10 protein-coding genes are annotated in these 12,643 nt (G+C 60.5%); 4 read left to right on the top strand and 6 right to left on the bottom strand.

Going from position 1 to position 12,643, the window contains the following annotated elements:
- Positions 1-45: 45 nt before the first annotated feature.
- The 6 genes from era to lptF form a co-directional block, all read right to left on the bottom strand.
- Entirely contained in the window at positions 46-948 is a 903-nt protein-coding gene (era, locus tag HYE77_RS24940; protein ID WP_003210432.1) for a GTPase Era, read from the bottom strand.
- Positions 941-1,630, bottom strand: coding sequence for a ribonuclease III (gene rnc / locus HYE77_RS24935; RefSeq protein ID WP_003210434.1), 690 nt, complete (start codon positions 1,628-1,630; stop codon positions 941-943). Before rnc ends, era begins: the two co-directional genes overlap by 8 nt.
- Before the next feature lie 147 nt (positions 1,631-1,777).
- A complete protein-coding gene (gene lepB / locus HYE77_RS24930; RefSeq protein ID WP_003210437.1) occupies positions 1,778-2,632 on the bottom strand; it encodes a signal peptidase I in 855 nt (284 codons plus the stop codon).
- A 5-nt stretch (positions 2,633-2,637) separates the two neighbouring features.
- Positions 2,638-4,437, bottom strand: a complete 1,800-nt coding sequence (gene lepA, locus HYE77_RS24925) for a translation elongation factor 4 (RefSeq protein ID WP_003210439.1) — start codon at positions 4,435-4,437, stop codon at positions 2,638-2,640.
- 152 nt (positions 4,438-4,589) lie between these two features.
- The gene (lptG, locus tag HYE77_RS24920) at positions 4,590-5,669 is read right to left on the bottom strand and encodes an LPS export ABC transporter permease LptG (protein ID WP_003210440.1); all 1,080 of its coding nucleotides are present in this window, start codon (positions 5,667-5,669) and stop codon (positions 4,590-4,592) included.
- Complete coding sequence (gene lptF / locus HYE77_RS24915) at positions 5,662-6,780, bottom strand: LPS export ABC transporter permease LptF (protein WP_003210442.1); 1,119 nt, start codon at positions 6,778-6,780, stop codon at positions 5,662-5,664. Before lptF ends, lptG begins: the two co-directional genes overlap by 8 nt.
- A gap of 282 nt (positions 6,781-7,062) precedes the next feature.
- Between lptF and HYE77_RS24910 the strand changes: the two genes are divergently transcribed.
- The 4 genes from HYE77_RS24910 (at position 7,063) to HYE77_RS24895 (ending at position 12,477) form a co-directional block, all read left to right on the top strand.
- The gene (locus tag HYE77_RS24910) at positions 7,063-8,553 is read left to right on the top strand and encodes a leucyl aminopeptidase (RefSeq protein ID WP_003210444.1); all 1,491 of its coding nucleotides are present in this window, start codon (positions 7,063-7,065) and stop codon (positions 8,551-8,553) included.
- Between the two features lie 51 nt (positions 8,554-8,604).
- Positions 8,605-9,033, top strand: a complete 429-nt coding sequence (locus HYE77_RS24905; protein WP_102605183.1) for a DNA polymerase III subunit chi — start codon at positions 8,605-8,607, stop codon at positions 9,031-9,033.
- Between the two features lie 7 nt (positions 9,034-9,040).
- Positions 9,041-9,445 (top strand): hypothetical protein, encoded by a 405-nt coding sequence (locus HYE77_RS24900; protein WP_003210448.1) that lies wholly within the window; start codon positions 9,041-9,043, stop codon positions 9,443-9,445.
- Between the two features lie 185 nt (positions 9,446-9,630).
- Entirely contained in the window at positions 9,631-12,477 is a 2,847-nt protein-coding gene (locus HYE77_RS24895) for a valine--tRNA ligase (RefSeq protein ID WP_177069688.1), read from the top strand.
- The last annotated feature ends 166 nt before the right edge of the window (positions 12,478-12,643 follow it).

Below are 12,643 nucleotides of genomic sequence, written 5' to 3'. Positions count from 1 at the left end.
AGCAAGCCCGCTCCCACATTTGTCCTGCGGTGTTCCGGAGACCTGTTACAGGTCGCCGTAACCCAACGAACGCAACGCACGCTCATCATCGGACCAACCACCCTTAACCTTCACCCACAGGTTGAGCATGATCTTCGAATCAAACAGCAACTCCATGTCCTTGCGCGCTTCGGTGCCGATGCGCTTGATGCGCTCGCCCTTGTCGCCAATGATGATTTTCTTCTGGCCGTCACGCTCAACGAGGATCAACGCATGGATATGCAGGGTCTTGCCCTGCTGCTTGAACTCTTCGATTTCGACGGTGATCTGGTACGGCAGCTCGGCACCCATCTGGCGCATGATTTTCTCGCGTACCAGTTCGGCGGCGAGGAAACGGCTGCTGCGGTCGGTGATCTGGTCTTCCGGGAAGAAGTGTTCGTTCTCCGGCAGGTAGCCAGCAATCACACGTTCCAGGGCTTCGAGGTTGTGCCCGTGCTGGGCCGAGATCGGCATGATCTGGGCGTTCGGCAGTTGTTCCTGCAGCCAGCTCAGGTGCGGCATCAGCTCGGCCTTGTCTTCGATGCGGTCGGTCTTGTTCAACGCGACGATCAACGGGCCGGTGACGTACTGCACGCGCTCCAGAACCATCTGGTCTTCGTCGGTCCACTTGGTGCGGTCGACCACGAAGATCACCACGTCGACGTCTTTCAACGCGGCCGAAGCGGTTTTGTTCATGTAGCGGTTGAGGGCCTTTTCGCCGCCTTTGTGCATGCCCGGGGTATCAACGTAGACAGCCTGTACGGCGCCTTCGGTCTTGATGCCCAGCATGTTGTGGCGGGTGGTCTGGGGCTTGCGCGAGGTGATCGCCAGCTTCTGTCCCAGGATGTGGTTCAGCAACGTGGACTTGCCCACGTTCGGACGGCCGACGATGGCAACATAGCCACAGCGAGTTGCGGTTGAATCAGTCATGGCCATTCTCCACGCCCAGGGCAATCAGTGCTGCAGCGGCCGCTACCTGTTCGGCAATACGACGGCTCACACCCTGACCTCGGCTTTTTTCATTCAGTAAGGTGATTTCGCATTCGACGAAGAAGACTCGGCAATGCGGTTCACCCTGGATATCCACCACTTCGTAACGCGGCAGGTCGCAACCACGGGACTGCAGGAATTCCTGCAGGCGGGTCTTTGGATCTTTGTTGGTGTCTACCAGCGTCAGGCTTTCGATTTCGGTCGACAGCCAGGCGACGACGCGCTCTTTCGCCGCTTCCATGCCCGCGTCGAGGTAGATCGCGCCGATCAGTGCCTCAAGGGCGTCGGCCAGGATCGACTCGCGACGGAAACCGCCGCTCTTCAGCTCGCCGGAGCCCAGGCGCAGGTAATCACCCAGGTCGAAACCACGGGCCAGTACAGCCAGGGTCTCGCCTTTCACCAGGCGCGCACGCAAGCGCGACAACTGGCCTTCGCGGGCCAGCGGGAAGCGATTGAACAGGGCTTCGCCGGCGACGAAATTGAGGATGGCATCACCGAGGAATTCCAGGCGCTCGTTGTTACGCCCGGCAAAACTGCGGTGTGTGAGGGCAAGGATCATCAATTCCTGATCCTTGAAGGTGTAGCCGAGCTGGCGCTCGAGACGGCTTAGAGAAACGCTCACGGTTTACCCACATTCAGTTCGAGGCACCGGTGGCCTGCGACGATTAACGCTGTGTTCAAATTCAAATCCTGGTGGTTGCTGCATGGGGCCTGGTTTTGTCCAAGCCCCAGAAAAGCATTCGGCGCTGTGTTCACAGCGCCGCATGGATTACTTGATCAGCCCGACCCGCGAGAAGTTCGGCAGGTGGCTGAGCTTGGGTTCCGGCCAACTCATCCAGACCGCGAAGGCCTTGCCGACGATATTCTGGTCGGGGACCATGCCCAGCAGGTCCTTGGGAATATTCGGGTCATCCCAGTAGCGGCTGTCGTTGGAGTTGTCGCGGTTGTCGCCCATCATGAAGTAGTGCCCGGCAGGCACTGTCCACTGGTTGTCAGGCGGCGAACGGTAGCGGCTCATCTCCTTGCGGATTTCGTGCTCTACCGCCCCGAGTTTTTCCTGGTACAGCTCGGCGCTGCCCAGGGTGTTCGGCTCGGAGCCGATCAGTTTTTCTGCCACCGACTCGCCGTTGACGAACAGGCGCTTGTCGCTGGTGTAGCGAATCACGTCGCCCGGCAGGCCCACTACACGCTTGATGTAGTTGACGTTCGGGTCGCTTGGGTAGCGAAACACCATCACATCGCCGCGCTGCGGGTCACCGATCTCGATCACTTTCTTGTCGATCACCGGCAAGCGGATCCCGTAGGAAAACTTGTTCACCAGGATGAAGTCGCCCACGTCCAGGGTAGGTTTCATCGAGCCCGAAGGGATCTGAAACGGTTCCACCAGGAACGAACGCAGCACCAGCACGATGAACAACACCGGGAAGAACGACTTGCCGTATTCAACCAGCATCGGCTCTTTGTTCAGTTTCTCGATCACCGCCACATCGGGCTGGCTGACGCTGCCCTGATAGGACGCGATGGCTGCCCGGCGACGCGGGGCGAAGAACACCAGATCGAGCAACGCCAATAGACCGCAAACGGCAACGGCGATGACCAGCAACAGCGGGAAATTTAGTGACATAGGACCTAACTATCCAACCTGAGCACCGCAAGGAAGGCTTCTTGTGGAATTTCCACGTTACCCACTTGCTTCATGCGTTTTTTACCGGCCTTTTGCTTCTCGAGCAGCTTGCGCTTACGGCTGACGTCGCCGCCATAGCATTTGGCCAGTACGTTCTTTCTGAGTGCCTTGACGGAAGTCCGTGCAATGATCTGCCCGCCGATGGCGGCCTGGATCGCGACGTCGAACATCTGGCGCGGAATCAGTTCTTTCATCTTCTCGGTCAACTGGCGACCTTTGTAGTGCGCGTTGTCCTTGTGCACGATCAGCGCCAGGGCATCCACCTTGTCGCCGTTGATCAGTACATCCAGCTTCACCAGATTAGCTGATTGGTAACGGTCAAAATGGTAATCCAGCGAAGCATAGCCGCGGCTGGTGGATTTGAGACGGTCGAAGAAGTCCAGGACCACTTCGTTCATCGGCAAATCGTAGGTCACTTGCACCTGGGTACCGAGGAACAGCATGTCGTGCTGTACGCCACGCTTTTCGATACACAGGGTAATGACGTTGCCCAGATGCTCTTGCGGCACAAGAATATTGGCCCGCACGATCGGTTCGCGCATGTCTTCGATGGAAGACAGATCCGGTAGCTTGGACGGGTTGTCGACGTAAATCGTTTCACCGGTTTTCAGCGCCAGTTCAAAAATAACCGTCGGCGCGGTGGTGATCAGGTCCAGGTCGTATTCGCGCTCGAGGCGCTCCTGGATGATTTCCATGTGCAGCATGCCCAGGAACCCGCAGCGGAAGCCGAAGCCCAGGGCGTCGGAGCTTTCCGGGGTGTACTGCAACGACGAGTCGTTGAGGGTCAGCTTCTGCAGGGCTTCGCGGAAATCCTCGAAGTCGTCGGAGCTGACCGGGAACAGGCCGGCGTAAACCTGCGGCTGGATGCGTTTGAAGCCCGGCAGCACGTCGACGTCAGGGGTGGAGCTCAAGGTCAGGGTGTCACCTACCGGTGCACCGTGGATGTCCTTGATACCGGCGATGATGAAGCCTACTTCGCCGGCTTTCAGATCAGTGGTAGCCGTGTGCTTCGGGTTGAATACACCGACGCTGTCCACCAGGTGGATCTTGCCGGTGGACTTGACCAGGATCTTGTCGCCCTTCTTCACACGGCCGTGGCGCACGCGTACCAGGGAAACAACGCCCAGGTAGTTGTCGAACCAGGAGTCGATGATCAACGCTTGCAGCGGATCTTCGTAGTTGCCGGTGGGAGCTGGAATGGTCTTGACCAGGCGCTCGAGCACTTCGTCGACGCCCAGGCCGGTCTTGGCGCTGCACTCGACGGCGTCGGTGGCGTCAATGCCGATGATCTTCTCGATCTCTTCCTTGACGCGGTCCGGATCGGCCTGTGGCAGGTCGATCTTGTTCAGCACCGGCATCACCTCCAGGCCTTGCTCGATGGCGGTGTAGCAGTTGGCCACGGACTGGGCTTCAACGCCCTGGCCCGCATCCACTACCAGCAACGCACCTTCGCAGGCCGCCAGGGAACGGCTGACTTCATAGGTGAAGTCGACGTGACCCGGGGTGTCAATGAAGTTGAGCTGGTACTTGATACCGTCTTTGGCGGTGTAGTACAGGGTTACGCTGTGGGCCTTGATGGTGATCCCGCGCTCGCGCTCGAGGTCCATGGAGTCCAGCACCTGGGCTTCCATTTCACGCTCGGCAAGGCCGCCGCACATCTGGATGAATCGATCGGCCAGCGTCGACTTGCCATGGTCAATGTGGGCGATGATGGAGAAATTGCGGATATGACTCAAATCACTCACGGATCAACACTCAAAAAGGCTGCAGGCAGACTGCCCGCTGAAAAATAGCCGGGAATTGTACCTGATGCGCAGACCAGACGTCATCCATGGCGACCAAGAACAAAAATGCCCCGATCGTTCGAACGGGGCATTTTTTGTTCATAAGCGCGGGCTCAACCGGCCCGACGCAACAGCCAGAAGCCGGCCACGGCGCAGATGGCGGTCGGCACCAGCACCGCAAACAGCGGCGAGAAACCGAATACCAGGCTGGACGGCCCCAGCAGGTCCTGAGCGATACGGAAGGTGAAACCCACCAGTACGCCGGTAAACACGCGCTGGCCGAGGGTCACGGAACGCAACGGGCCAAAGATGAACGAGATCGCCATCAGCACCAGCGCGGCCGTCACCACCGGCTGCAACACCTTGACCCAAAACGCCAGCCAGTAACGGCCGTTGTTCAAGCCCTGGTCCTTGAGGTAATGGATATACCCCCACAGGCCGGAGATAGGCAGGCTTTCCGGGATCATCACCACGGTATTCAGCAATTCGGGCTTGAGGGAAATATCCCACTGCTCCGTCGGCACATTGATCACTTCGGTGGTCGATGCCGCACCCTTGCCGATATCACGGAAATAGGTGGTGGTCACATCGCTCAATTGCCACTTTTCGTCGGCGTACTGCGCACGTTTGGCGAAGCTCGACGACAGCAGGTGACGTTCCTTGTCGAAGTGGTACCGGGTGACACCCACCAGCAAGCCACCCGGCTGCACGGCGTTGATGTGGATAAACTCCTCACCCTGGCGGTGCCACAGGCCATGCTTGGAGCTCTGGGCATCGCCCGAACCCTGGGCCAGGGCACGATTGGCCTGGGCCGTGGACTCGGCTGGAGGCGCCACGTATTCACCGATCAGCACGCTGACCACCATCAGCAACAGCATGGGCTTCATGACCGCCCACACGATGCGACCGATGGAAACACCCGCCGCGCGCATGATGGTCAGCTCGCTGTTGCTGGCCAGGCTGCCCAGGCCGATCAGGCAGCCGATCAGCGCAGCCATCGGCATCATGTCGTACAGGCGACGGGGCGCCGTCAGCGCCACGTAGCTCAGGACGTCGGTGACGGTGTAGGTATCGCTGACGTTGCCGACTTCATCAATGAAGGCGAACAACGAGGCCAGCCCCAGAATAATGCCCAATACCGCAAGGATTGCGACCAGGACGCTGCTACCAATGTAGCGGTCGAGCTTAACCACGGGCCATCTCCTTCACGCTGCGACGACTCCGCATCTTCAACCGCATCGGTTCCCAATAAAGCAGCCCCAGGCCAATGGCCAGGAAGACCCCGTGGACCCACCACAACCCAAGGGCCGGCGGCAGTTTGCCCTTCTCCAGGGAGCCGCGGGCGGAAATCAGGATGGTCAGGTACGCCATATAAAGCAGGATCGCCGGCAGCAGCTTGAGGAAGCGGCCCTGGCGCGGGTTGACCCGGGACAGCGGCACTGCCATCAAGGTCACGATAAACACCAGCAACGGCAGGGAAATCCGCCATTGCAGCTCGGCGATCGAACGCAGTTCCTTGCTGCCGATCAGGTCTGGGGTCGGGATCGCGTCGCGGTCGGTGACCTCATCGCTGACATCCGGCCGGGCCAGCATCACGCCATAGGTGTCGTACTTGATTGCGCGGTAATCGGCCTGACCGGGGCTCCCGTCATAGCGATAGCCATCTTCCAGGATCAGGTAACGGCTGCCATCCGGACGCACTTCCTGGCGCCCCTTGTCGGCCACCAGAATCGAAATACCACGGTCTTTCTGGTTCTGGCCGAGGTTTTTCTGGGAGATGAACACCCCTCCCAGGTTGGCACGGTCATCCGACATTTGCTCGGTATAGGTCACCCGGGTGCCGTCGTTGAGCGCTTGGAAGCGGCCCGGCTCCAGGGTGTCGAATTCGGTCATGGCGTCCTGTTTGTTCAGCACCAGCTGGAACTGCATGGCGCCCTGGGGTGCCAGGCTCAAGCTCAGCCAGGCCACCACCAGCGCGATACCGGTGGCCGGAACCATGGTCATGGCCAGCAAACGTTGCTGGCTCATGCCGGTGGCCGACAACACGGTCATTTCGCTTTCAAGGTACAAGCGGCCGTAGGCCAGCAGAATCCCGAGAAACAGGCCCAATGGCAGGATCAACTGCAGGAAGCCCGGCAGGCGAAAGCCCATGATCAGGAACAGCGAACCCGGATCCAGGGCACCCGAGGCAGCCTGGGCGAGGTATTTGACGAAGCGACCACTCATGATGATGACCAGCAATACCGCACTCACGGCACTCAGGGTCAACAGGACTTCGCGGGATAGATAACGGAAGACGATCAAACCAGACACTCCAGGGTTGTCAGGCTAAGGCGGCCAAACAAGCAAGCATATCGAGTCGACCCATTGCTGCAGGCCGGCTAAAAAGATGGCGCATTATCCTGTGATTGACCGCACCTGTCACGGAGCTTGCTCATACGCGTACACAAAGCTGCCCGCAAGGGTTGTCAGGCTCGGGCGGCGAGGTTCAAACTGCGGCCTTTGTCGCGGGCGGCCTACAGGCTGCCAAGCTTACAAGCCGGAGTACAGACTCCTGGCTCACTGACCTTTATAAGGGACCCGAAAATGGAACTGGTTGTAAAAAGCGTTAGCCCCGAAACGTTGAAAACCGCCACCCTCGTGGTCGCTGTCGGCGAAGGCCGCAAGCTCGGCGTTGCCGCCAAGCAACTGGACGAACTGAGCGGCGGCGCCATCAGCGCAGTCCTCAAGCGCGGCGACCTGGCCGGCAAGGTCGGCCAAAGCCTGCTGCTGCAAAGCCTGCCTAACCTTAAAGCCGACCGCGTATTGCTGGTGGGCGTTGGTAAAGACGCCGAACTGGGCGACCGTCCGTTCCGCAAGATCATCGCCGGCATCCTCAACACCCTCAAGGGCCTGGGCGGCACCGACGCGGCCCTGGCGCTGGACGAAGTCGTGGTCAAGGGCCGCGACAGCTACGGCAAGACCCGCCTGCTGGCCGAAAGCCTGCTGGACGGCGGCTACGTCTTCGACCAGTTCAAGAGCACCAAGGCCGAACCCCGCGCCCTGAAGAAAGTCACCCTGCTGACCATCAAGGCGGCCCAGGCTGAAGTCGAACGCGCCGTGACCCACGCCCAGGCCATCGCCGGCGGCATGGCGTTCACCCGTGACCTGGGCAACCTGCCACCGAACATCTGCCACCCAACCTACCTGGGCGAGCAAGCCAAGGCGCTGGGCAAGGAGTTCAAGGGCCTGAAAGTCGAAGTCCTGGATGAGAAGAAGATCAAGGAACTGGGCATGGGCTCGTTCTATGCCGTGGGCCAGGGCAGCGACCAGCCGCCACGCCTGATCGTGATGCAATACAACGGCGGCAAGAAGTCCGAGAAGCCATTTGCCCTGGTCGGCAAAGGCATCACCTTCGACACCGGCGGCATCAGCCTCAAGCCGGGCCTGGGCATGGACGAGATGAAGTACGACATGGGCGGCGCCGCCAGCGTGTTCGGCACCCTGCGTGCCGTGCTGGAACTCAAGCTGCCGATCAACCTGGTGTGCATCCTGGCCTGCGCCGAGAACATGCCGAGCGGCGGCGCGACCCGTCCGGGCGACATCGTCACCACCCTCAGCGGCCAGACCGTGGAAATCCTCAACACCGACGCCGAAGGCCGCCTGGTGCTGTGCGACGCCCTCACCTACGCCGAGCGCTTCAAGCCGCAAGCCGTGATCGACATCGCCACCCTGACCGGTGCCTGCGTGGTTGCCCTGGGCGCCCACACGTCGGGCCTGCTGGGCAACAGCGACGAACTGATCGGCCAACTGCTCAGCGCCGGCCAGGCTGCAGACGATCGCGCCTGGCAACTGCCGCTGTTCGATGAGTACCAGGAACAGCTGGACAGCCCGTTCGCCGACATCGCCAACATTGGCGGCCCGAAAGCCGGCACCATCACTGCGGCGTGCTTCCTGTCGCGTTTCGCCAAGAACTTCAACTGGGCCCACCTGGACATCGCCGGCACCGCCTGGACCAGCGGCGGCAAGGACAAGGGCGCCACTGGCCGTCCGGTTCCATTGCTGACCCAGTACCTGCTGGACCGCGCCAAAGCCTGAAAATGAAGATCCCCGGGCGCCTGTAAAGCCGCCCGGGGCTCAGGAACCGCAATGACCCAAGTCGACTTTTATATATTGCCCAGCGCCGATCCTTCCGCGCGCCTGGACTTTGCCTGCAAGCTCACCGAAAAAGCCTGGCGCATGGGCCACCGTATCTACCTGCATTGCAGCGATGCCGCCCAGCGTGACGACCTCGACGCCCGCCTGTGGCGCTTCAAGGGCGAAAGCTTCGTGCCCCACGGTCCCGCCGAATCAGAACCGGAAGGCCTGGTGGTACTGGGTTTGGGCGACAGCTGCGGCGATCACACAGACCTGCTGGTCAACCTTGACCTGAAAGTACCGGCCTTCGCCAAGGGTTTCGCCCGCGTGGCGGAAGTGGTGGTGGAAGACCCGGCTATTCGTCAGGCCGCGCGGGAGAGTTTCCGTTTCTACCGCGAACAGGGCTATTCTCTGCAAGATCACCGGCTACAACGACTTTGAGCACACGATGGACACTCCAAACCCGCTAAAAGACTCTGACCACCTGCTGGACGACCTTGAGTCGATCCGCAAGCTGCTCGGTGATGATGACCTGCAACCGCCATTGCTTACCGATGCGGTCAACGGTGACGTACAAATTCCCCTGCTGTTCGATATGGTGGGTGGCAAGCCGGTTACGCCGGAACCTGTCGAAACGCCCGTGGTACAAGCTGCGCCGGCTGCGGCTGTTGCCGTACCGGCCGCCGAAAAAGCCCCCGACGCCCTGCTGCTGCACCTGGACAACGAACTGCGCGCCGCCGCGCAACTGATCATGCAAGACGTGATCGACGATTTTGCCCCGCATATCGAAACCGAAATCAAGCGCCGGCTGGATGCGCGCATGGAACGGTTGTTGAGCCAGTACCAGAACTAAGGCTGACACATATCCCCTGTGGGAGCGGGCTTGCTCGCGAAGGGCGTGAACGATAACGCGTACATCCTGAATGAACGCGCCGCCCTCAGGTTTTTCGCGAGCAAGCTCGCTCCTACCCCTCTCCCCTATCCCCCGTTATACTTGTCGGCTTTCCTGAATTAATGCCAACTAGGGTCCCGCCGCGCATGGATAAGACCTACCAGCCGCACGCTATTGAAACTTCCTGGTACCAGACCTGGGAGTCCGAGAATTATTTCGCTCCGCAAGGCGCGGGCGATGCCTACACCATCATGATTCCGCCACCGAACGTCACTGGCAGCCTGCACATGGGCCATGGCTTCAACAATGCGATCATGGATGCCCTGATTCGTTTCCGCCGCATGCAGGGTCGCAATACCCTATGGCAACCAGGTACAGACCACGCCGGTATCGCCACCCAGATGCTGGTGGAACGCCAACTGGAAGCCACCGGCCAGAACCGTCACGACCTGGGCCGCGAGAAATTCCTCGAGAAAATCTGGGAATGGAAGGATCAGTCCGGCGGCAACATCAGCCGTCAGATCCGTCGACTGGGCTCGTCCGTCGACTGGAGCCGCGAGCGCTTCACCATGGACGACGGCCTGTCGGAAGCCGTGAAGGAAGCCTTCGTGCGCCTGCATGAAGACGGCCTGATCTACCGCGGCAAGCGCCTGGTCAACTGGGACACCAAGCTGCACACGGCGATTTCCGACCTTGAAGTGGAAAACCACGACGAAAAAGGTTTCCTGTGGAACCTCAAGTACCCGCTGGCTGACGGCGCCAAGACCGCCGAAGGCAATGATTACCTGATCGTCGCCACCACCCGTCCGGAAACCATGCTTGGTGATGCCGCCGTCGCGGTTAACCCGAACGACGAACGCTACCAGGCGCTGATCGGCAAGTTCGTCGAGCTGCCGCTGGTTGGCCGTCGCATCCCGATTATCGCGGACGACTACTGCGACCCTGAATTCGGCACCGGCTGCGTGAAAATCACCCCGGCCCACGATTTCAACGACTGCGAAGTCGGCAAGCGCCATAACCTGCCGCTGCTGAACATCTTCGACAAAAACGCCGCTGTTCTGCCGGCCTGCCAGGTGTTCAACCTCGACGGCACGCTGAACGAGAGCATCGACGGCAAGATCCCGGCTGAATACGCGGGCCTCGACCGTTTTGAGGCGCGCAAGCAGATCGTTGCCGCCTTCGACGCCGCCGGCCTGCTGGTAAGCGTTGACGACCACGGCCTGAAAGTGCCGAAGGGCGACCGCTCCGGCACCATCATCGAGCCCTGGCTGACCGACCAGTGGTACGTGTCCACCAAGCCGCTGGCTGAGCCGGCGATTGCTGCCGTGGAAGACGGCCGCATCGCGTTCGTGCCGAAACAGTACGAAAACATGTACTTCTCGTGGATGCGTGACATCCAGGATTGGTGCATCAGCCGCCAGCTGTGGTGGGGCCACCGGATTCCGGCCTGGTACGACGAGTCGGGCAAGGTCTACGTGGGCCGCGACGAAGCCGAAGTACGTGCCAAGCACAACCTTGGCGCGGACGTGACGCTGCAACAGGACAACGACGTACTGGACACCTGGTTCAGCTCGGGCTTGTGGACCTTCTCCACCCTCGGCTGGCCGCAACAGACCGAGTTCCTGAAGAAATTCCATTCCACCGACGTGCTGGTCACCGGCTTCGACATCATTTTCTTCTGGGTTGCCCGGATGATCATGCTCACCATGCACTTGGTGAAGAACGAAGACGGCACCCCGCAGGTACCGTTCAAGACCGTGTACGTGCACGGCCTGGTGCGTGATGGCCAGGGCCAGAAGATGTCCAAGTCCAAGGGCAACGTCCTGGACCCGCTGGACATCATCGACGGCATCGACCTGGAAACCCTGGTGCAGAAACGCACCTCGGGCCTGATGCAGCCGAAACTGGCGAAGAAGATCGAGAAGCAGACCCGCGACGAGTTCGCCGATGGCATCGCCAGCTACGGCACCGACGCCCTGCGCTTTACCTTCTGCTCGCTGGCGTCCACCGGTCGCGACATCAAGTTCGACATGGGCCGCGTCGAAGGCTATCGCAACTTCTGCAACAAGATCTGGAATGCCGCGCGCTACGTACTGGATAAAGGCGAAGACTGCGGCCAGAACGGCGAGACCATCGAGCTGTCCCTGGCAGACCGCTGGATCATCTCCCAGCTGCAGCGCACCGAAGCCGAAGTGACCCGTCAACTCGACCAGTTCCGCTTTGACCTGGCGGCGCAGGCCCTGTACGAGTTCATCTGGAACCAGTATTGCGACTGGTACCTGGAACTGTCCAAGCCCGTGCTGTGGGACGAGAACTCGCCGATCGAACGTCAGCGCGGCACCCGTCAAACCCTGGTGCGCGTACTGGAAGTGGCGTTGCGCCTGGCGCATCCGTTCATGCCCTTCATCACCGAAGAAATCTGGCAGCGCATCGCGCCGCTGGCCGGCAAAGACGGCAAGACCATCATGCTGCAACCTTGGCCGGTGGCCAACGAAGCCCGCATTGACGAGGCAGCCGAAAGCGATATCGAGTGGCTCAAGACCCTGATGATGGGTACGCGCAACATCCGCGCCGAGATGAATATCGGTCCGGGCAAGCCACTGGCCGTGTTCGTGAAGAACGCCAGCAGCGAAGACCTGCGTCGCCTCACCGAGAACGACGCGCTGCTCAAGAAGCTGGCGAAGCTGGAGTCGATCACCGTATTGGCCGCTGGCGAAGAAGCACCGCTGTCCGCCACCGCACTGGTGGGCGAGATGGAAGTGCTGGTGCCGATGGCCGGCCTGATCGACAAGGGTGCCGAACTGGCGCGCCTGGACAAGGAAATCCTGCGCCTGCAAGGCGAAGTGCAGCGGGTGGGCGGCAAGCTGTCCAACGCGGCGTTCGTCGACAAGGCTCCGGCTGAAGTGATCGAGAAAGAACGCGCCAAACTGGCTGAAGCTGAACAGGCTTTGGGCAAGCTGGCGGAGCAACACGCACGGATTTCCAGCCTGTAAGAGGCTGCCCGTGTGGAAAAAGAGACCTTCGGGTCTCTTTTTTTTGCTTGGAAAAACACCGCTATTTCTCTTTGGAAACCCGACCAATGTGAGAGCTGGCTTGCCTGCGATGGCATCGCCTCGGTCTGGCAGATACACCGAGTCACCTGCATCGCAGGCAAGCCAG

Origin of the sequence: Pseudomonas sp. IPO3774, from assembly GCF_013386835.1 — a bacterium.
Taxonomy (GTDB): domain Bacteria; phylum Pseudomonadota; class Gammaproteobacteria; order Pseudomonadales; family Pseudomonadaceae; genus Aquipseudomonas.
This window is presented reverse-complemented; position numbering and strand designations above follow the sequence as displayed.

What these genes read in the sequence shown, in the direction of transcription:
- era (WP_003210432.1), bottom strand. Translation starts at nt 948, where the DNA reads ATGACTGATTCAACCGCAACTCGCTGTGGCTATGTTGCCATCGTCGGC.
- lepB (WP_003210437.1), bottom strand. Translation starts at nt 2,632, where the DNA reads ATGTCACTAAATTTCCCGCTGTTGCTGGTCATCGCCGTTGCCGTTTGC.
- HYE77_RS24910 (WP_003210444.1), top strand. Translation starts at nt 7,063, where the DNA reads ATGGAACTGGTTGTAAAAAGCGTTAGCCCCGAAACGTTGAAAACCGCC.
- HYE77_RS24905 (WP_102605183.1), top strand. Translation starts at nt 8,605, where the DNA reads ATGACCCAAGTCGACTTTTATATATTGCCCAGCGCCGATCCTTCCGCG.
- HYE77_RS24900 (WP_003210448.1), top strand. Translation starts at nt 9,041, where the DNA reads ATGGACACTCCAAACCCGCTAAAAGACTCTGACCACCTGCTGGACGAC.
- HYE77_RS24895 (WP_177069688.1), top strand. Translation starts at nt 9,631, where the DNA reads ATGGATAAGACCTACCAGCCGCACGCTATTGAAACTTCCTGGTACCAG.